The following is a 20,454-nucleotide window of genomic DNA, read 5'->3' on the forward strand; positions in this document are numbered from 1 at the left end:
CGTGACCGGCTCCGCCGCCTATCCCTGGCGCCGCCGCGGCCTGGCGGCGGTCGGCGCCATCGCCCTGCTGCTGGCCGGCGGGCTGGGCGCCAACCTCTGGCTCGACCACCGCAATTCGGCCCGCGCCGCGGAACAGGCCGCCGGCGCCTGGGCCGCCGCCATGGCCGACCAGGCGGCGACGCTGCTCGACAGCCTCGACCGGCTGATGCAGGGGCTGCAGCTGCTGCCCGCCGAGCCCGGCGCCGCCAGCGCCGAGATGGAGCGGCGCGAGCGCGCCGGCCCGGCCGGCGCCGTCCTGGCCCTGGCCACCGCCGACGGCCAGCTGCGCCTGCTGACGCCGCAGGCCGCGCGCTACCTCGCCGCCCCCGACCTGGCCCCGCTGGCCGCGACCATCGCCGGATTGTCGCCCGTGCCGGAGCTGGTGCTGGCGCCGCTGCTGCGCAGCACCGTCGGGCCGCTGCTGCCGCTGCTGCGCCGGCTGCCGGGCGGCCAGGTGGCCATGGCGCTGCTGCCGCTGCGGCTGGTCGAGGCCACCTATGCCCGGATCGGCCTGCCGCCCGGCAGCGGGCTGGCGCTGCTCGACCGCCAGGGCAGGCTGCTGGCCAGCCTGCCGCCACGGCCCGAGGCGCTGGGCCTGCCGCTGCCCGGCCTGCCGGAGGCCGCCCGCGTCGCCGGCCCGCTGGCCTGGCGCGGCGCGCTGCTGCTGCCGGCCGGCCCCGCCTATGCGGTCGCCGCCGCCCTGCCCGGCCTGCCGGCGATCCAGCTCGCCACCCAGCAGGAGGCCGCGGCGCTGGCCCCCTGGATCCGGCGGGCGCGCTGGGCGGTGCTGCTGACCGGGCTGTCGCTGCTGGCGATCGGCGCCGGCGCCTGGCTGCTGCTGCGCGAGGCCGGCCGCCGCCTGGCCAGCCAGGCCGCCGCCAGCCGCCGGCTGGAGGAGCTGGCCCAGGCCTCGGCCGAGATCGGCCTGCAGGGCGAGCTGCCGGACATGCTGCAGCGCATCGCCCGCCTGGCCCGCCGCGCCGGCGGCGCCGGCTTCGCCACCCTGGCCCTGCAGGACGGGCTGCCGCGCCGCCCGGTGCTCGACCTCGCCCCCGGCGCCGCGCTGCCCGAAGCCGAGCGCGCCCGGCTGCAGGTGCTGGCCGCGACCCCCGCCCTGGCCGCCGGCCCGGCGCCGCTGCTGCTGCCCGGCGATGCCGCCGCCGGCCGGCTGCCGGCGCTCGCCCTGCCGCTGCAGGATGCCGAGGGCGCGCCGCTCGGCCTGCTGCTGCTGGCCGGCCCGGACGGTGGCGCCGATGGGGGTGGGGCGGCGTTCAGCGCCGACGACATCGCCACCCTGCAGCCGCTGGCCCGCCTGGCCGAGATCGCGCTGCGCAACCGCGGGCTGATCGGCGCCCTGCGCGCCGCGGTGGAGGAGGCCGAGAGCGGCCGCGCCCGGGTCGAGGCGGTGCTGGAATCGCTCGATGACGGCTTCCTGGCGCTCGATCTCGACTGGCGCATCACCTATGCCAATGGCGCCGCGCGGCGGCTGCTGGGCGATGCCGCCCGGCCGCTGCAGGCCGAGGTGCTGTGGCAGCGCCTGCCCGACCTGGCCGCCGGCTGCGCCCTGACCCGGCTGCACCGCGTCGCCGCCCGCGCCGAGCGCGCCGATTTCGAGGCCGGCCTGCCGGCGCTGGACCGCCGCTTCCGGCTGATCGCGCATCCGGCCGGCGACGGCGTCGCGCTGTATCTGCGGCCGCTGGCCGAGGCGCCGACGCCCCCCTCCCGCCGGCTGCAGCAGCGGCGGCTGGCGCTGGCGGGCCGGATGGCCGGGCGGCTCGGCGCCGATGTGCGCGGGCTGCTGGCCCAGGTCGCCACCCAGGCCGAGACGCTGGAGGCGGCGCTGCGCGACCGCGCCCCGGGCCTGGCCGGCCTCGCCCGGCAGATCCTGGCCGCCAGCCAGCGCGGCACGGCGCAGTGGAACCGGCTGCAGGACATGGCGCGGCCCTATCCGCGGCCGCCGCAGCCGACCGACCTGGCCGCCCGGCTGCGCGACTTCCTGCCGGTGCTGCGCCGCGCCCTCGGCCCCGAGCTGACGCTGACCCTGGCGGCGCCGGAAGGCCTGCCGCGGCCGATGCTGGCGCCGGCGGCGCTGGAGGATGCGCTGCTCGGCATGCTGGGGCACCTCGCCGAGCTGCTGCCGCCGGGCGGCCGGCTGGCGCTCAGCCTGGATGAGGGCCGCCTGCCGCTGCCGGTCGGCGGCGACCCCGGCCATGCCCGCCCGGTGCAGGCCCTGGCGCTGCGCCTCGAGGGCCGCGGCCCGCCGGGCTGGCGGGCGCCTGCCGGCCCGGTCGAGCCGCTGTCGGAAGACAGCCTGGCCGCCATCGCCGGCTTCGCACGCCGCCAGGGCGGGCTGCTGCGGGCGGAACCCGTGCCACCCCAGGGGCCGGTCGGCGGCTGGCGCCTGGCGCTGCTGCTGCCGGTGGCGCCGCCCGCGCCGCCGCGCGCGCCGCTGGCCGCGCATGTGCTGCTGGTCGAGGACGAGGCGCCGCTGCGCGCCCGCATGGCCGGGCAGCTGCATGAGCTCGGCTATGCCGTCACCGCCGTCGCCGACGGGCCGGCCGCGCTCGGCGCCGTGGCGGAGGGCACCCGCCCCGATTTGCTGCTGACCGATGTGGTGCTGCCCGGCGGGCTCAGCGGCGTGCGGCTGGCGGCGGAGCTGCGCGCCCGCCAGCCCGGCCTGCCGGTGCTGCTGGTCTCCGCCTTCACCCCGCAGCCCGAGGCCCTGGCCGCTGAGGCCCTGGCCGCCGAGGCGCTGCCGCTGCTGGCCAAGCCGGTCGGCACCGCCGAGCTCGGCCTGCGCCTGGCCGCCCTGCTGGCCCCGCCCGCCGCAGCCTGAGCGTTACAACTTTCGCGCGAGGTGATTTTCTCGACACTTACTGACAAGACAGCGCGGCCAAGTTCCTGCTATTTTAACGTGCATGCAAACCTGCCACACCGTGCTGGAGGCCCGCGCGCCGCTGCCGCAGCCGGGCGTGCCAGGGGATTTCCCCGACGACCTGCCGCGACAGAGCCTGCGCCTGCTGGCGGCGATCCGGCGTCACCATCCCGCGACCGCCGACCATTCCGTGCGCGTCGCCACGGTGCTGCTGGCCATGTGGTCGCGCCAGCCGGCGCTGCTGGGCGATGCCGCCCTCGTGGTTTCCGCCGGGCTGCTGCATGACCTGGGAAAGCTCTTCGTGCCGCTGCCGCTGCTGGAGGCGCCGCGCGGCCTGACCGAGCCCGAGATGCGCGCCATCCGCGCCCATCCGGTCACCGGGGCCGAGACCCTGGCGGCGCTGCGCTTCCCCGAGGCGGTGGTCGCCGCCGCCCGCGACCATCACGAGCGCTGGCAGGGTGGCGGCTATCCCAGCGGCCTGCCCGGCGACCGGCTGCTGCCGCTGGCGCGCGCCGTCTGCGTCGCCGATTCCTTCGTCGCCATGATCGAGCCCGGCCGCGCCTATCGCCCGACCCTGACCGTCGCCGCCGCCCTGGCCGAGGTCGAGGCCTGTTCCGGCACCCAGTTCGACCCGGATTTCGCGCAGCTGCTGGTCGAGGGGCTGGGCCCCTCCTTCCAGGCCGAGCTGCGCCTGGACCTGCCGGCCGGCCAGCCCGCTTTGCCGCAGCACGGCCACCAGCATGGCGCCGTCGCCGGGCTGCTGCCCTCGCATCTGCTGGAGCGCGCGCTGCGCCTGCCGCCCTGCCCCTGGTGACGACGCCTCAGCGCGTGCCGGGGATCAGCCCGGGCGGCAGCCCCTGCGGCAGGCTGACCGCCTGGTAGCCCGGCGGCACCTGGAAACGTGCCGGATCCTGCGCGACATAGGCGACGCTGGTCGCCTCCAGGCTGCCCTGCTGCCCGTCATGCGACCCGCTGGCCCTGAGCATCACCCCGTCCTGGGTCAGGCAGACCTGCCCCGTGCCCTCGCGGCTGGTGACCTGCCAGTTGTCGCAACGCAGCCCGGCCACCGTGGCGCTGCCGGCCGGCGTCATCCGCGTGCCCGGCGGCAGGTTGTCCAGCATCGGCCAGGGCCCCTTGCCCGGCAGCCGCACCACCATCCGCGTGCTGTCCATCACCATCTGCGCCTGGCTGGACGGCAGGTCGAGCAGCAGCCAGCCCGGCAGCCCCGGCGGCTCCACCCGCAGCCGCTGCGCCGCGGCCAGCCAGCTGGCGGCCACCGTCTGCGGCGGCCGGTTGCCGCTGGTCATCCGGTAGGTCACCGTCACGTCGCGCTGCGGCCGCAGCTGCGTCGGCGCCGGCTGCGGCGATGGCGGCGATTGCGGCTGGGCCAGCGCGGGGGTCGCCATCAGCGCCAGCGCGGCCAGGACGCTCAGGCCCCAGGGGCGGCCCTGGGGAAGGCGGGAGTTGTTCATTCGGCTGGCTCCTTCGCCGCCCGCCTCGCGCCAGGCGCCAGGGGGCCGCGGATCATCGCCGGAAGCTGGGCCTGGGGGGTGGCTTGCGCTCCCGGGCCGCCGGCCGCACCCTGCTTCCGACCCAGCCCTGCATGAAGGAAGAAATGTCCATGAGCAAGATTGCCGTCGTCACCGGCGCGGGAAGCGGCATCGGCCGTGCCGCCGCGCTCGCGCTGCTGGAAGCGGGCTGGAGCGTCGCCCTGGCCGGCCGCCGCGCCGACGCGCTGCAGGCGACCGTCGCCGCCGCAGGTGCCGCCGGCGAGCGCTGCCTGCCGGTCGCGACCGATGTCGGCGACGCGGCCTCGGTGGCGGCGCTCTTCGCGGCGGTGCAGCAGAAATGGGGCCGGCTCGACCTGCTGTTCAACAATGCCGGACGCGGCAGCCCCTCGGTCGATTTCGACGAGCTCACCCACGAGGACTGGTTCGGCGTGGTCGCGGCCAACCTGAACGGCGCCTTCCTCTGCGCCCAGGAAGCCTATCGCATGATGAAGCACCAGGACCCGGTGGGCGGCCGCATCATCAACAACGGCTCGATCAGCGCCCATGCGCCGCGGCCGGGCTCGGCGCCCTATACCGCCACCAAGCACGCCATCACCGGCCTGACCAAGTCGATCAGCCTCGATGGCCGCAAATGGGACATCGCCTGCAGCCAGATCGACATCGGCAACGCGGCGACGGAAATGACCGACCGGATGACCAAGGGCGTGCCCCAGGCCAATGGCACCAGCCTGGTCGAGCCGCGCATGGACGCCCGCCATGTCGGCAATGCGGTGCTGCAGATCGCCTCGCTGCCGCTGGATACCAACGTGCAGTTCATGACCATCATGGCAACCAAGATGCCCTTCGTCGGGCGCGGGTAGGACAAGAAAAGGCTGGGGGAAGAAAGTATTCTTCCCCCAGGCCCCCTTCATCTATTTTTGTCTTTTAGTCGACCTGGGCGCCGGAGCGGCGCACCACTTCGGCCCAGCGGGCAATGTCGCGCTCCTGCAGCGCGCGGAACTCGGCCGAGGTCGTCAGCGTGCTCGGCGTGATGCCCTGGCTCTCCACCAGCCACTTCTTGAAGTCCGCGCTGCTGATGATCTTCTGGATCTCGGCATTCATCCGCTCGGCGATCGCCGTCGGCAGGCCCGGCGGCGCGAAGATGCCGTACCAGGTGCTGCTGTCGAAGCCCGGCAGGTTGCAGGCCTCGGCCACCGTCGGCACATCCGGCAGCGCCGGCAGCCGCTGCGACGTGGTCACCGCCAGGCCACGCACCTGGCCCTGGCTGATATAGCCGATCGCCGGGCCGGACTGGTTGAAGAACAGGTCGACATCGCCAGCCAGCAGCGCGGTCTGCGCGCCGGGCTGGCCGCGGAACGGCACATGCACGATGTCGATATTGGTGACCTGGGCGAACTGCGCCCCGGCCAGATGCGTCGAGGCGCCATTGCCGGTCGAGGCATAGTTCAACGCCCCCGGCCGCGCCCGCGCCGCCGCCAGCACCGCCTGGCAGCTGTTGAGCTGCGGTCGCTTCTCTGCGCTGACCGTCAGCACGTTCGGCACATCGCCCAGATGGGTGATCGCCGTGCTGTCCTTCACCACGTCGAAGGGCAGGCTGCGATACAGCGTGGCATTGATGGCATGCGTGCCTGCCGTGCCGAACAGGAACAGATAGCCATCCGGCCGCGCCTTGGCGGTGAAGTCGCTGGCGATATTGCCGCCGGCGCCGGAGCGGCTGTCCACCACCACCGGCACGCCCAGCGCGCGGGACAGCGGCTCGGCCAGCTTGCGGGCGTAGATGTCGGTGCCCGCCCCGTTCGGGAAGCCCCCCATCAGCGTGATCGGACGGTTCGGCCAGGGCGCTTCCTGCGCCTGCACGGGGGAGAGGGAGATCAGCGGCAGCAGCCCGGCAACGGCCAGACCAAGAAGGCGACGACGCATCGTAAGCCACATCCTGCGGTGAAGTTACGTGCAGGTTATCCTTACGATCCCCTCGCCGAGAACCCGTTCATTCGTGAAAACCCCGGCCGCCAGCCGCGCTCTGCTCAAAGATGTCGCAGATCCTGCAGGCATCGGGGCACCAGCGCGCCCAGCCCGATGGCATGCCCGGCCAGCTGCTGGCGGATCTGCAGCGCCTGCAGCCGCGCGGCTTCCTTCAGCACGTCGGTATCCTCCATCGCGCCCAGCGCCGCGCTTTCGTCATCCATCCGCTCCAGCGCCATGGCCAGCTGCGCCTCGACCGAGCGATGCGCCTCCTCCAGCCGGCTGCGCGCCTCCTCCAGGCTGCGCATCACCGGGCCGAAGCCCTCCGCCGCCTGATGCGCCGCATGGTGGTCGGCCGGCACCCGCGGCAGCAGGCTGGCAATGCGCTCCATCCGCTGCAGCCCGATGGCGACCAGCCCCTGCCCGTCCTCCCCCTGCAGCAGCATATGGCCGACATTGCGCGAGGCCGCCAGCAGCCCCACCACCTCATGCACCGCATGCTGGTAGCGCAGCGTCGCCGCGTCCCAGGAGGCCGGCGGCAGGCCCGGCTCGCTCAGCACGCCGAGGATGCGGCTGGCCTCGTCCGCCATCACCGCCACATCCTCCAGCACCTGGCGGACCACATCCAGCAGGGCCTTGGCGCTGCTCAGCTGCCGGCCGAAGGACAGGATGCCGTCCAGCCGCGCCGTCGACGCCAGCCCGCCCTCGGCGCCCAGGCCGGGCCGCCCCCCGCCGGGCGCGGCCACGGACGGGGACAGCCCGGAGGCCTGGGGAAATCCGGGTTCGACGATCATGGGGCTGTTCCCTCCGGCCGGATCGGCCGGCTGCCCCCGGAGTGTGCCGCGCAATGCTGAATGCGGGCTGAACAATGCGAAAACCCCCGGCGCCAGGGGCACCGGGGGTCAACACGCTTCCGTGTACCCCGCCCGAGGGCGGGGCGGGCCGGATTACTCGCCCTTGAGGATCACAGCCTGGCGGCCGCGCTGGCCCTGACGGACCTCCAGCGCCAGCTTCTCGCCCTGCTGCACATCCTGCTTGCCGGCGCGCTGCAGCACCGAGCTGTGCAGGAAGACATCCGCGCCGCCGTCATCGGGCGTCACGAAGCCGAAGCCACGGACCTGGTCGAACCACTTGACGGTGCCGTTGACGGACTCGGTCGGGCCACCCTCGTCGCGGCTGCCACCGAAGTCGCGACGCGGCGGACGGTCGCCGAACGAGCGCGGGGCGCCGAAGCCGCCGCGGTCGCCGCCACCGAAACCACCACCGCCGCCGCCGAAGCCGCCACGATCGCCGCCGCCGAAGCCACCGCGGTCACCACCGCCGAAGCCGCCACGGTCGCCACCGCCAAAGCCACCACGGTCACCACCGCCGAAGCCACCCGGGGCGCCGAAGTCACGGCGCGGCGGACGATCGCCGAAGCCACCCGGGGCGCCGAAGTCGCGGCGCGGCGGACGATCGCCGAAGCCACCACCACCGCCACCACCACCGAAGCCGCCGCCGAACCCACCACGGTCGCCGAAGTCACGGCGCGGGGGACGGTCGCCAAAGTCGCGGCGCGGCGGACGATCGCCGAAGCCGCCGGGAGCGCCGCCAAAGTCGCGACGCGGGGGACGGTCGCCACCGGCCGGAGCGCCCGGGCCAAGCTTCCGCTCAAAAATCTTGGTGACCAGCCGGCGGCCCTGACGGTCCGTGCCGATCTCGCAGACCAGCTTATCGCCGGTCTCGGGCGGTTCGATCCCAGCATCGGTGAGCGCCGACGCATGGAAGAACACATCCTGGCCATCCGGGCCCAGCACGAAGCCGAAACCCTTGCGACCGTTGTACCACTTGACCTCGGCCTCGATGGCCCCGGCGCTGCCCTGCGAATCGTTATCCGGAAGCACTGCGTCTATAATCCGTAAAAGTGCGCGGCCCCACGGGATGCAGAACCGACTGGCTACACTGTCGCACCCCTGCGCCACGATTGCTAGTCGAATCGGCGCGGATCGAAGGGTTCCAACACAATATCGGAGGCAGTTCGTTGCAAAATCGTTAACACTGCCGCCGCCGTCGCCGGCCCCGACACCAGCCCGACATGGCCATGCCCGAAAGCCAGCACCACATCCGCCGAGTCCCGCGCCAGCCCGATGCAGGGCAGCCCGTCCGGCATGCTCGGCCGGTGCCCCATCCAGACCTTGATCCGCTCGGCCGGCAGCGCGCGCGGCAGCCCGGGAAACGCCTTCAGCAGGTAGTCGCGCAGGATCTCGGCGCGCCGCCAGTCCGGCGCCGCCTCCAGGCCCGCGATCTCCACCTGCCCGGCGACGCGCAGCCCGGCCTCGGTCATCGTCACCGCCATCTTCCCGTCCGACGGCATCAGCGGAATCCGCGGCCCCACCTCCGGCGCGCTCAGCACCGCGTGGTAGCCGCGCTCGGTCTCCAGCGGCACCCTGGTGCCGGCCGCCGCCGCCAGCGCCTTCGACCGCGCGCCGGCGGCGATCACCGCCTTGTCCGCCAGGATCTCGCCCGCCGTCGTGGTCACCGCCTGCAGCCGCCCGCCCTCGATGCGGAAGCCGGTCGCCGCCTGCCGCTGCAGCACCGCGCCCTGCCGCACCGCCAGCTGCACCAGCGCCGCCACATAGGCGCCCGGGTCGCGGCAATGCCCGCCCTGCTCGAACAGCGCGCCGAAGCCATAGCGCGGGTCCAGCGCCGGCTCGCGCTGCCGCAGCTCGTCGCGATCCACCTCGCGCCAGACGAAGCCCAGCTGGCGGCGGATGCGCCAGCCCAGCGCCTCGGCCTCATAGGCCGCGCGATCGGGGTAGATGTACATCAGCCCGGTGCGCGCGATCAGATGCCCGACCCCCGCCTCCTCGGCCAGCGCCTGGTGCCGCGCCGGCGCATCGGCCAGCAACGGCTGCAAGGCGCGGGCGATGGTCAGCACCTTCGCCTCGGTCCAGCCCGACCACAGATACCGCGCCAGCCAGGGCAGCACCTTCGGCAGATAGCGCCAGCGGATCGCCAGCGGGCCCAGCGGATCGCGCAGATAGCCCGGCACCTTCTTCCAGGTGCCAGGCCCCGCCGGCGGGATCACCGATTGCGGCGACAGCCAGGCGCCATTGCCATAGCTCGCCGCCTGCTCGCCACCCGGCTCGCCCGGATCCAGGATCGTCACGCGATAACCGGCCTTCACCGCCTGCAAGGCCGTCGCGGCACCCACGATGCCCGCGCCGATCACGACCAGATGCTCTTGCTGCATGTCACCCGAAACCCGACAGACCTTCATCCTGTCTTGCGCCAAGCTTTGGAAAAAGAAAGAGCCCGGGGGAATGAATTCCCCCGGACCCCCTTCTCTTTCTGTCAGTTTTCGGGCGCGCCTGCGGCGACGCCCTATCCTGCGTCTGCGACGGCGCGCTTGGCCATCACGGTCACCAGGTTCGCGCGATACTCGGCGCTGCCGTGGATGTCGGCATTCAGCTCGTCGGGGGACTGCTTGACGGCGGCCACCGATTCCACCGACCAGGCGGCGGTCAGCGCGGCTTCCATCTCGACCTGGCGGAAGGAGCAGGCGGCAGCGCCATTGACGCCGACACCGACACCGCCCGGGCCCTTCGCCACGAAGACGCCGGCCATGGCATAGCGGCTGGCCGGGTTGCGCAGCTTGGCGTAGCCGGCCTTCTGCGGGATCGGGAAGGACACGCCCACCACCAGCTCATCCGCCTCCAGCGCGGTGGTGAACATGCCGAGGAAGAAATCATCGGCGCTGATCCGGCGGCGGTCGGTGATCAGCGTGGCGCGCAGCGCCAGCGCCGCGGCCGGATAGTCGGCGGCGGGGTCGTTGTTGGCCAGGCTGCCGCCGATCGTGCCGCGGTTGCGCACCTGGGTGTCGCCGATCGTCGCCGCCATCCGCGCCAGCGCCGGGATCGAGGCCATCACCAGCGGGTTGGTCGCCACCTCGTAGTGCTTCGTCATGCCGCCGATCACCAGGGCGTCGCCTTCCTGGCGGACGCCGCGCAGCTCGGCGATGCCGGACAGGTCGACCAGCGCGGTCGGCCGGTTCAGCCGGTGCTTCAGCGCCGGCAGCAGCGTCATGCCGCCGCTGATCGGCTTGGCATCGGGGTCGGCGGCCAGGAGCGCGACCGCATCCGCGACCGAGCCGGGCTTGTGATAGGTGAAGTCGTACATGGCGTCCCTCCCCTCACTCGGCCGCGCTGGCGAGCGTGCCGGCGCGGCCCTGCATCACCTCGGCCGCCGCGGCGATCGCCTTGACGATGTTATGATAGCCGGTGCAGCGGCAGATATTGCCCTCCAGACCCTCGCGGATCTCCTGCTCCGACAACCCTTGCGGATGCTTCTCCACCAGGTCGATGGCGCTCATCACCATGCCCGGGGTGCAGAAGCCGCATTGCAGCGCGTGATACTCGCGGAAGGCCTCCTGCATCGGATGCAGCGTGCCGTCGGCGGCGGCGATGCCTTCGATGGTGGTGATCGTGGCACCCTGCGCCTGCACCGCCAGCAGCGTGCAGGACTTCACGCTGTCACCATCCAGATGCACGACGCAGGCGCCGCACTGGCTGGTGTCGCAGCCCACATGCGTCCCCGTCAGGCGGAGCGTCTCGCGCAGCACCTCGACCAGCAGGGTCCGCGCCTCGACCTCCACCGTGTGGCTGGTGCCATTCACGGCCAGCGTGACTTGCGGCATGCCGCCTCTCCCCATGCAAAAGGCGCCGCGCCCCGCAGCGTCCCTGATGGTAAGGCTCCCCCAACCGACCACAGCCCGTCAAGCGGCCGCTTGGCAGGTTCTTGTGTCAGTTATCGCAATTGCGAGGCGTTTGCAACAAAAAGGCCGCATCCGGGGCCAAAAAAAGCCCCGGGGGATCGCTCCCCCGGGGCTGTCTGTGGGCGTGGCGCGCGGCGGCTACGACGCCAGGCGGGGCGCGCCGCGGGCCAGCGGGTTCTTCACCGCCGGCAGGTCGTGCAGGTGGCAGGCCGACCACTGGCCCGGCTCCGTCTGCTGCAGCTGCGGCTCGTCGCTGCGGCAGCGGTCGAAGGCATAGGGGCAGCGGGTGTGGAAGCGGCAGCCCTTCGGCGGGTTGATCGGGCTGGGCACGTCGCCCTTCAGCACGATGCGCTTGCGCGCCGCCCCCGGCTCCGGCACCGGCACGGCCGAGAGCAGCGCCTCGGTGTAGGGGTGCTTCGGCGCCGAGAACAGCTCGCGACGCGGCGCGATCTCGACGATCTTGCCGAGATACATGACCGCGACGCGATGCGTCATGTGCTCGACGATCGCGAGATCATGGCTGATGAACAGCAGCGCGAGGCCGAGCTCCCGCTGCAGGTCCTGCAGCAGGTTGACGATCTGCGCCTTGACCGAGACGTCGAGCGCCGAGACCGCCTCGTCGCAGATGATCAGGTCGGGCTCGCCGGCCAGCGCGCGGGCGATGCAGATGCGCTGGCGCTGGCCGCCGGAGAATTCATGCGGCCAGCGGTTCACCGCGTCGCGCGGCAGGCGGACGGTGTCCATCAGCTTGGCGACGCGCTCGTCGAGATCGGCCGAATCCTTGGCCAGCCCGTAGTTGCGGATCGGCTCGGCCAGCAGGTCCTTCACCCGCATGCGCGGGTTCAGGCTGGAGAACGGGTCCTGGAACACCACGCCGACCCGCCTGCGGATCGGCCGCAGCTTGCCCTGGGACAGGTCGTCGATGCGCTGGCCATCCAGCACCACCTGGCCGGCCGTCGGCGGGAACAGCCGCAGCAGCGCCTTGCCGACGGTCGACTTGCCGCAGCCGCTCTCGCCCACCAGCGACAGCGTCTCGCCCTTCTCGATATGGAAGGTGACGCCGTCGACGGCATAGACATGGCCCGTGGTGCCACCGAAGAAGCCCGCCCTGATCGGGAAGTGCTTCTTCAGGTCGTTCACCTCGAGCAGCGGGCGGCTGCCGCGCGGGGTCGGGGTCGGGATCGAGGTGCTCATGCCGGGACGGCCTCCTTCACCGCGTAGTGGCAGGCGGCGATATGGGCCGGCGCCTTCTCCTCGAGGCCGGGCGAGACGGTCCGGCACAGCTCGGTGACCTGCGGGCAGCGGCTGGCGAAGACGCAGCCGGGGATCTTCTGCTTCAGGCTCGGCACCAAGCCGGGGATCTCGGCCAGGCGCTCGGTCGTGCCGTCGAGCGAGGAGCCGAGCTTGGGCACCGCGCCCAGCAGCCCCTGGGTGTAGGGGTGCTTCGGCGAGCGGAACAGGTCCTCGACGCGGGCTTCCTCGACCTTGCGGCCGGCATACATGACGATCACCCGCTCGGCGACTTCGGCGACGACGCCAAGGTCATGGGTGATCAGCACGATGGCGGCACCGACGCGGTGCTTCAGGTCGCGCATCAGGTCGAGGATCTGCGCCTGGATGGTCACGTCGAGCGCGGTGGTCGGCTCGTCGGCGATCAGCAGCTTCGGGTTGCAGGCCAGCGCGATGGCGATCATCACGCGCTGCCGCATGCCGCCCGAGAGCTGGTGCGGATACTCTTTCACGCGCTTGTCCGGCGCCGGGATGCCGACCAGCGTCAGCATCTCGACGGCCTTCGCCTCGGCCTGGCTGCGCGACAGGCCCTGGTGCAGGCGAAGCGCCTCGCCGATCTGCTTGCCGATGCTCAGCACCGGGTTCAGCGAGGTCATCGGCTCCTGGAAGATCATGCTGATCTCGTTGCCGCGGATGGCGCGCATCTCGCGGTCGGAGAGCTTCAGCAGGTCCTTGCCCTGGAACCGGATGGAGCCGGCGATCTTGCCCGGCGGCTCGGGGATCAGCCGCAGGATCGACATGGAGGTCACGGACTTGCCGCAGCCGGATTCGCCCACGATGGCGACCGTCTGCCCGGCCTCGACATTGAAGCTCAGCCCGTCGACGGCGCGGTTGACGCCGCCATCGGGGGTGCGGAAATGGGTTTGCAGGTTCTCGACTTCGAGAAGGGCCATGGTTTTTTTACACCCGCTTCGCGAGCCGCGGGTCGAGCGAATCCCGCAGGCCGTCGCCCAGCAGGTTCACCGCCAGCACGGTGATGGACAGGAACAGGGCGGGGAAGAAGACGATATACGGCTTCACCTGCCAGAGCGCGCGGCCCTCGGCCATGATGTTGCCCCAGGACGGGATGATCGGCGGCGTGCCGGCCCCGATGAAGGACAGGATCGCCTCGGTGATCATCGCGCTGGCGCAGATATAGGTGGCCTGCACGGTCATCGGCGCCAGGGTGTTGGGCAGGATGTGGCGCCAGATGATCACCGGGGTGCGGGTGCCGCAGGCGATCGCCGCGTCGACGTAGGGCTGCTCGCGCAGAGACAGCACGACGCCGCGCACCAGGCGCGAGACGCGCGGGATCTCGGCGATGGTGATGGCCAGGATGACGTTGCCGACCGAGCCGCGGGTCAGCGCCATCAGCGCGATGGCCAGCAGGATCGACGGGATCGACATCAGCCCGTCCATGACGCGCATGATGATGCTGTCGGCCCAGCGCACCATGCCGGAGACCAGGCCGATGGTCAGCCCGATGGTCGAGGCGCAGATGGCGACGCCGAAGCCCACCATCAGCGAGACGCGGGTGCCGTAGAGCACGCGGCTGTAGACGTCGCGGCCCAGCATGTCGGTGCCGAACCAATGCGCCGCCGACGGGTCGCGCGTGCGCATCACCGGGGCGAGCGCCGTCGGATCCTTGGTGAACAGGAAGGGCGCGAAGGCGGCGACGCAGAACATGATCAGCAGCAGCGTGCCGCCGAAGGCGATGGTCGGATGGCGCATGAGGTAGCCGAGGAAGCCCTTGCGGGCCACCTTGGGCTGCATGATGTCCGGCAGGGGCGCCGCGACCGCGACGCCCTCTGGTGCTGCGGCCCGGGAGGGCTGGAGGGAGGTGCTCAATACCGGATCCTCGGGTCGAACAGGGTGTAGCTCAGGTCGATCAGCAGATTGACCAGCACATAGACGAAGGAGAACATCAGAATCACGCCCTGGATGACCGGATAGTCACGGCGCAGGATGGCATCGACCGTCAGCCGGCCGAGGCCGGGGATGGCGAAGACGCTCTCGGTCACCACGGCGCCGCCGATCAGCAGCGCGACGCCGATGCCGATGACGGTGACGATCGGCACGGCCGCGTTCTTCAGCGCGTGCACGAACAGCATGGTGGCCTGGTTGGCGCCCTTGGCGCGCGCCGTGCGGATGTAATCCTGCTGCAGCACCTCGAGCATGGTGGCCCGCGTGATGCGGGCGATCAGCGCGATATAGACGCCGCCGAGCGCGACGGCGGGCAGCACCAGGTTGGAGAGCCACGGGCCGAAGCCGCGCTCGAAGGGCGTGTAGCCCTGCACCGGGAACCAGTCGAGCTCGAGTGCGAACCAGTAGGCCAGCAGGTAGCCGACCACGAAGACCGGCACCGAGAAGCCCAGCACCGCGAAGCCCATCACCGCGCGGTCGATCCAGGAGCCGGACTTCCAGGCGGCGATGACGCCCATCGGCACGGCGATGCTGACCGCCAGGATCAGGGTGACGATCATCAGCGACAGCGTCGGCTCGACGCGCTGCGCGATCATGCGGGTGACCGGCAGGTTGGTGAAGATCGACACCCCGAGGTCGCCCTGCAGGATGCGGAACACCCATTCGCCGAACCGCACCAGGAAGGGGCGGTCGAGGCCGAGGCTGGCGCGGATCCGCTCCACATCAGCCGGCGTGGCTTGGTCGCCCGCGATGACCGCCGCCGGATCGCCGGGGGCGATGTAGAGCAGGCTGAAGACAAACAGGGCGACGATCGCCATCACGGGGATGGTCGCCAGGACACGTCGGATGATGTAGGCGAACATGCTCTTCGATCAGCTCTTGGTGACGCCCCAGAAGAACGGGATGGGTGCCTTGACGACACCGCTCACGTTCTTCCGCCAGGCCTGGTAGGACAGGAAGAAGCCGGTCGGCGCATACAGGCCGAAATCCATGGCTTCCTTGTTCATCTTGGCTACAGCCGCCTTCTCGGCCTCCAGGTTGGGAGCGGCGAACCACTCGTTGCGCGCCGCCTCGACGGCATCGCTCTTCGGCCAGCCGAACCAGGCTGCGTCACCATTGGTGCGCATGCCGGTATAGGCGGCCGGGTTGATGCAGTCAGCCCCGGCATGCCAGGTGTGGAAGATGTGCCAGCCGCCCTGGCTGGGCGGCGTCTTCAGCGCACGCCTGCTGCCGACCGTGCCCCAGTCGGTGGCGACGAAGTCGACCGTCATGCCGATCCGCTTCAGCAGGTCGGCGCTGACATCGCCGAAGGCCTTGGTGATCGACTGGTCCTGCGCCACCACCAGGGTGATCGGCTCGCCCTTGTAGCCGCTCTCGGCCAGCAGCTTCTTGGCGGCGTCGTAGTTGCGCGGCCCCTTCAGGATGTCGCCGCCCGCCTCGGTGTAGAGCGGGGTGTCCGGCGTGAAGAAGGAGGGCATCGGCTTCCACAGGTCGGCATTGTCGCCGACGAGGGCGCGCATGTAGTCCTCCTGGCTCAGCGCCATCATGACGGCGCGGCGGGCGCGGACGTCATTGAAGGGCGCGTGCAGGTGGTTCATGCGGAAGCTGCCGACATTGCCCAGCGGATCGGCGATGTCGATGTTGATGTTGCGGTTGCGCTTCAGCAGCGGCACCAGGTCGGAGATCGGGTTCTCCCACCAGTCGACCTCGCCGTTCTGGATCGCCGCCGCCGCCGTCGCGGGGTCGGGCATCACCACCCATTCGACGCGGTCGACCATGACGCGCTTGGCGCCCGCCATCCAGCTGGCGGGCTCGGCGCGGGGCACATAGCCGTCGAACCTGGCGAAGACGGCGCGGGCGCCGGGGACCCATTCGTCGCGCACGAAGCGGAACGGGCCGGAGCCGACATATTCGGTGATCTGGGTGAAGGGATCGGTCTTGGCGATCCGCTCCGGCATGATGAAGCTGCAGGGCGAGTTGTTCTTGCCCAGCGCCAGCAGCATCTTCGGATAGGGCTGCTTCAGCACCCAGCGGAAGGTGCGGTCGTCGACCGCGACCAGCTCCTGCTGGATGGCGCGGATCATCTGCCCCATCGGGTCGCGCACCGCCCAGCGGGTCAGGCTGGCGACCACGTCCTTCGAGGTGACGGGGGTGTTGTCGTGGAACTTCAGCCCCTCGCGCAGCTTGAAGGTCCAGGTCAGCCCGTCGGCCGACATCTCCTCCGTCTCGACCATCTGGCGCTGCGGCACCAGCTTCTCGTCGACGCCGTAGAGCGTGTCCCAGACCAGCATGGCGGCGTTGCGCACGACATACTGGGTGCCCCAGATCGGGTCGAAATTGGCCAGGTTCGCCTGCGGCACGAAGCGCAGCGTGCGCGCATTGGCGCCCTGCGCCAGGGCCGGCGCCGCCAGCGACCCGCCCAGGCCACCGGCCAGCAGCGCCGAGGCCCCCGCAACCTTGAAGAGGGAACGTCGTTCGATCGTCATACCCTGATCTCCCAGCCTGCGGCCCTTGTTTGGCCGCCTTTTGATGCCCGGCGGGGAGAAGATCCCCACCGACCCTGTACCGGCGCGGCCATTCGGCCGTCTTCTTATCGCTGCCCCGGGCACCAGCCCCGGCGGGCGACCGCCATGGCGCAGCTTCCGCTCCGCCGCTGGCGATCGCCCCCGCACATACCGTGCCACTTGCCGAGGGGGACGGCTACGTCTTCTCGATGTTCCAGAAGGTCGTCGACGAGGAAGGCTGCACGCCGGCCACGTTGCGGCGCCAGACGGAGGGCTGCCAGTAGTAGCCGAGCGGGATGTAGGGGATGGTCTGCATGGCGCGGGCATTGAGCGCGTCGGCGATCCGCTTGCCCTCGGCCAGGTCGGCCGCCTGCAGCCAGGCCGCGCGCAGCCGCTCGATCTCGGGGTCGTCGGGCCAGCCGAACCATGCATCCTTGCCATTGGCCCGCAGCATCAGATGGATCGGCGGCAGGTTCAAGGAGGTGCCCGGCGAGGTGGTGTGGAAGACGCTCCAACCGCCCTTCTCGACCGGCTCGCGGCTCGTGCGCCGCTGCACCAGCGTCCCCCAATCCGTTGAAATCAATTCGACATTCATGCCGATGCGCTGCAGCAGATCGGCCGTGACCAGGGACAGCGCATTGATCTGGGGGTAATCGCCAGGCGCTACCACCACCACCTTCTCGCCGGCATAGCCGGCGGCCTTCAGCGCGGCGCGCGCCTGCTCGACATTGCGCGTCTTCAGGATCTCGCTGCCGCTCTCATTGGCCAGCGGCGTGCCGCAGGTGAAGACGCCGGGGCATTCGCCCCAGGCCTCGGCCCCCTCGCCCGCCACCGCGCGCAGATAGTCGCGCTGGTCGACCGCCATGGCGACGGCGCGGCGGACGCCCACATTGTCGAAGGGCTTCTGCAGGTGGTTCAGGCGGATGCAGCCATAGGTGCCCTCGGTCAGCCGCTGCGACACCACCAGCTCGCGCGAGCGCTTCAACATCGGCAGCAGGTCGTGCAGCGGATATTCCCAGTAATCCTGCTCGCCGGTGGTCATGGCCGCCGCCGCCGTCGCCGGATCGCTGATCACCGTCCATTCGACGCGCGGCACCAATGCCCGCTTGCCGCCGGCGAGGCCATCGGCTGCCTCTTCCCGCGGCACATACTGCGCGAATTTTTCCCAGACCGCCTTCTGCCCGGGATTCCACTCGTTGGCGATGAAGCGGAAGGGGCCGCTGCCGATCGCCTCGCGCACCTGGGTGAAGGCGTCGGTCTCGGCCAGGCGCTGCGGCATGATGAAGGCGGGCGAGGAGCTCTTGCCCAGCGCCAGCGCCAGGTAGGGGAACGGCGTCTTCAGGCGGAAGCGCAGCCGGCGGTCGTCCAGCGCCTCGACCGCGTCGACCGCCATCCACAGCACCTGGCCGAAGGAATCGCGCTTGGCCCAGCGGGTGACGGAGGCCACGCAGTCGCGCGCCAGCACCGGCTCGCCGTCGTGGAAGCGCAAGCCCGGGCGCAGGGTGAAGGTCCAGCTGCGGCCCTCGTCGCCGATCTCCCAGCCCTCGGCCATCTGCGGTTTCGGCTCGCCCTTGGCATCGACCGCGGTCAGCGTGTCATAGACCAGGTAGCCATGGTTCAGCGTGACCACCGCCGTGGTCCAGATCGGGTCGAGGCTGGTGAGGTTGGCCTGCGGGATCACCCGCAGCACCTTGGCCGCCGCGCCCTGGGCCACGGCCGGGCGGGCCAGGGCCGGCGCCAGGCCGAGCGAGGCGCCCGCCGCCAGGAAACCGCGTCTCTTCATCGCCAGCTCTCCCCCTGCTGCAACGGCGGCCCGGGGTCTTCCCCGTCGCCGCCGCCCGTCGCCCGATCGGGCCTGCCCTGCAGGCCCCGGATGGAACAGCCCGGATGGAACAGGCAGAGCGGCCGGGCCGCAAGGGCAATAAGGCGTCAAAAGGGCGGCCGGGGACCGCCCCGACCGCCTTGCTGCACCTGCGAAGTGCAGATGCCCATCCGGATTGCAGTTTGGTTAGGTCAGTTGCGCTACCTCTGTTTCGGTCAGCTCCGCTGCCTCTGTTTTCGGTCAGCTCCGCTGGACATTCCAGAACATGGGAAGACCCTTCAGCACGCCGCTGAGATTGCGGCGATAGGCCCAGGCCTGGAAGTACTGGCCGCAGGGCAGATAGGGCACGTCCTGCAGCGCCTGCAGCTGGATCTGCTTGGCGATCTCCTGCTGCGCGGCCAGGTCCGGCGCCTCGAACCAGGCGTTGCGGAGCTCTTCCAGCTTCGGCGCGGTGGGCCAGCCGAACCAGGCGGACTGCCCGTGCCCGCGCAGCGCCTGCTGCACGCCCGGGTTGAACATGTCGACCCCGGCCCAGAAGGTGAAGAACATGCTCCAGCCGCCCTTCTCGACGGGCTCCTTGCTGGCGCGGCGCTGCACGACGCTGCCCCAGTCGGTCGAGACGAACTCGACGTTCATGCCGCATTTCTTCAGCATGTCGTGGCCGACCTGGGCCAGGGCGTTCAGCGAGGGGAAGTCGGAGGCCGCGATCAGCACCACCTTCTCGCCCTTGTAGCCGGCCGCCGCCAGCTCGCGCTTGACCTTTTCGTAGTCGCGCGGGCTGGTCAGCGCCTCCATCCCGGCATCGCTGGCCAGCGGCGTGTCGGGGGTGAAGATGCCGACATTCTCGCGCCACAGGCTCTTGTCGGTGCCGATCACCGCGGTCATGAAATCGGCCTGGTTGACGGCGCCCAGCAGCGCGCGGCGGATGCCAGGGTTGTTGAAGGGCGGGTGCAGGTGGTTGAACCGCGCCATGGCCATCAGCCCCGTCGGGTCCTGGATCTCCAGGTTGACGTTGCGGTTGCGGCGCAGCAGGGCCTGCAGGTCGCCCGGCGGCTGCTCCCACCAATCGGCCTCGCCATTCTGCAGCGCGTTCGACGCCGTCGCCGCATCCGGCATGACGGTCCATTCGATGCGGTCGAAATTGGCCTTCTTCGGCCCCGCGGTCCAGCTGATGTCGCCATCGGCGCGGGGGACGTAGTCGGCGAAGCGCTCATAGACGATCTTGGCGCCCGGCACCCGCTCATCCGCCTTGAAGCGGAACGGGCCGGAGCCGATCATCTCCTTCACCGGCACCGCCGGATCGGTCTTGGCCAGCCGCTCGGGCATGATGAAGCAGACCGGCGTCGCCGGCTTGCCCAGCGCCTCGAACAGCAGCGGGAAAGGCTTCTTGAAGCTGAAGGTGATGGTCTTGTCGTCGGTCGCCGCGATGCCGGTCGGCTTGCCGGCTTCCTCGGCCAGCGTCGCCACCATCACCTGGCCCAGCGCGTCGCGCGCCGCCCAGCGGCGGATCGAGGCGACGCAGTCCTTCGCCGTCACCGCCGCGCCGTCATGGAACTTCAGCCCGTCGCGCAGCACCAGCGTGACCTGCAGCCCGTCCGGCGAGACGGTGTGCGACTGCACCATCTGCGGCTGCGGCTTGTAGTCCTGGTCGAAGCCGTAGAGCGTGTCCCAGATCAGGTAGCCGTGGTTGCGCGAGACATAGGCGGTGGTGATGATCGGATCGGCCACCGCCAGGTCGGCCTGGGGGATGAACTTCAGCACGCGCGGCGCGGTGGGGGCCGCGCGTGCTGAAGTTC

General features: G+C 71.2%; 17 protein-coding genes. 3 read left to right on the plus strand and 14 right to left on the minus strand.

Annotation, left to right across the window (positions count from 1 at the left end):
* The first annotated feature begins 1 nt into the window (after position 1).
* Positions 2 to 2,875, plus strand: coding sequence for a response regulator (locus tag GVN67_RS00875; protein WP_159992368.1), 2,874 nt, complete (start codon positions 2 to 4; stop codon positions 2,873 to 2,875).
* Positions 2,876 to 2,957: 82 nt separating this feature from the next.
* Positions 2,958 to 3,728, plus strand: coding sequence for an HD-GYP domain-containing protein (locus tag GVN67_RS00880; protein WP_159992369.1), 771 nt, complete (start codon positions 2,958 to 2,960; stop codon positions 3,726 to 3,728).
* 7 nt (positions 3,729 to 3,735) lie between these two features.
* Here the strand turns inward: GVN67_RS00880 and GVN67_RS00885 are convergent, their stop codons facing one another.
* Positions 3,736 to 4,386 (minus strand): hypothetical protein, encoded by a 651-nt coding sequence (locus GVN67_RS00885; protein WP_159992370.1) that lies wholly within the window; start codon positions 4,384 to 4,386, stop codon positions 3,736 to 3,738.
* A 143-nt stretch (positions 4,387 to 4,529) separates the two neighbouring features.
* Here GVN67_RS00885 and GVN67_RS00890 point away from each other — a divergent pair, with 143 nt between their 5' ends.
* Positions 4,530 to 5,285 carry an SDR family oxidoreductase gene (locus tag GVN67_RS00890; RefSeq protein ID WP_159992371.1) on the plus strand — a complete coding sequence of 252 codons (756 nt, stop codon included), beginning with the start codon at positions 4,530 to 4,532 and terminating at the stop codon, positions 5,283 to 5,285.
* Positions 5,286 to 5,349: 64 nt separating this feature from the next.
* Here GVN67_RS00890 and GVN67_RS00895 read toward each other — a convergent pair whose 3' ends face one another.
* The 13 genes from GVN67_RS00895 to GVN67_RS00955 form a co-directional block, all read right to left on the minus strand.
* A complete protein-coding gene (locus GVN67_RS00895) occupies positions 5,350 to 6,345 on the minus strand; it encodes a tripartite tricarboxylate transporter substrate binding protein (RefSeq protein WP_235034887.1) in 996 nt (331 codons plus the stop codon).
* A gap of 104 nt (positions 6,346 to 6,449) precedes the next feature.
* On the minus strand, positions 6,450 to 7,181 hold the full coding sequence (locus GVN67_RS00900; protein ID WP_159992373.1) for a hypothetical protein: 732 nt from the start codon (positions 7,179 to 7,181) through the stop codon (positions 6,450 to 6,452).
* A 153-nt stretch (positions 7,182 to 7,334) separates the two neighbouring features.
* A complete protein-coding gene (locus tag GVN67_RS30290) occupies positions 7,335 to 8,270 on the minus strand; it encodes a cold-shock protein (protein WP_159992374.1) in 936 nt (311 codons plus the stop codon).
* Between the two features lie 83 nt (positions 8,271 to 8,353).
* Positions 8,354 to 9,619 (minus strand): FAD-binding oxidoreductase, encoded by a 1,266-nt coding sequence (locus GVN67_RS00910; RefSeq protein WP_159992375.1) that lies wholly within the window; start codon positions 9,617 to 9,619, stop codon positions 8,354 to 8,356.
* Between the two features lie 131 nt (positions 9,620 to 9,750).
* A complete protein-coding gene (locus GVN67_RS00915; RefSeq protein ID WP_159992376.1) occupies positions 9,751 to 10,545 on the minus strand; it encodes a xanthine dehydrogenase family protein subunit M in 795 nt (264 codons plus the stop codon).
* A gap of 13 nt (positions 10,546 to 10,558) precedes the next feature.
* Positions 10,559 to 11,062 (minus strand): (2Fe-2S)-binding protein, encoded by a 504-nt coding sequence (locus GVN67_RS00920; RefSeq protein ID WP_159992377.1) that lies wholly within the window; start codon positions 11,060 to 11,062, stop codon positions 10,559 to 10,561.
* Positions 11,063 to 11,278: 216 nt separating this feature from the next.
* Positions 11,279 to 12,334, minus strand: a complete 1,056-nt coding sequence (locus GVN67_RS00925) for an ABC transporter ATP-binding protein (RefSeq protein WP_159992378.1) — start codon at positions 12,332 to 12,334, stop codon at positions 11,279 to 11,281.
* Positions 12,331 to 13,323 carry an ABC transporter ATP-binding protein gene (locus tag GVN67_RS00930; protein ID WP_159992379.1) on the minus strand — a complete coding sequence of 331 codons (993 nt, stop codon included), beginning with the start codon at positions 13,321 to 13,323 and terminating at the stop codon, positions 12,331 to 12,333. Before GVN67_RS00930 ends, GVN67_RS00925 begins: the two co-directional genes overlap by 4 nt.
* Before the next feature lie 7 nt (positions 13,324 to 13,330).
* Positions 13,331 to 14,257: an ABC transporter permease gene (locus GVN67_RS00935; RefSeq protein ID WP_159992380.1), complete on the minus strand. Its 927-nt coding sequence runs from the start codon at positions 14,255 to 14,257 to the stop codon at positions 13,331 to 13,333.
* Positions 14,254 to 15,195: an ABC transporter permease gene (locus GVN67_RS00940; RefSeq protein ID WP_159992381.1), complete on the minus strand. Its 942-nt coding sequence runs from the start codon at positions 15,193 to 15,195 to the stop codon at positions 14,254 to 14,256. The genes GVN67_RS00935 and GVN67_RS00940 overlap by 4 nt, the downstream gene beginning before the upstream one ends.
* Before the next feature lie 9 nt (positions 15,196 to 15,204).
* Complete coding sequence (locus tag GVN67_RS00945) at positions 15,205 to 16,818, minus strand: ABC transporter substrate-binding protein (RefSeq protein ID WP_200845063.1); 1,614 nt, start codon at positions 16,816 to 16,818, stop codon at positions 15,205 to 15,207.
* Between the two features lie 214 nt (positions 16,819 to 17,032).
* Positions 17,033 to 18,619, minus strand: a complete 1,587-nt coding sequence (locus tag GVN67_RS00950; RefSeq protein WP_159992382.1) for an ABC transporter substrate-binding protein — start codon at positions 18,617 to 18,619, stop codon at positions 17,033 to 17,035.
* Between the two features lie 279 nt (positions 18,620 to 18,898).
* On the minus strand, positions 18,899 to 20,454 hold a 1,556-nt coding region (locus GVN67_RS00955; RefSeq protein ID WP_159992383.1), incomplete at its 5' end, for an ABC transporter substrate-binding protein.

It is taken from the genome of Roseomonas sp. 18066 (assembly GCF_902706185.1).
GTDB lineage: Bacteria > Pseudomonadota > Alphaproteobacteria > Acetobacterales > Acetobacteraceae > Pseudoroseomonas.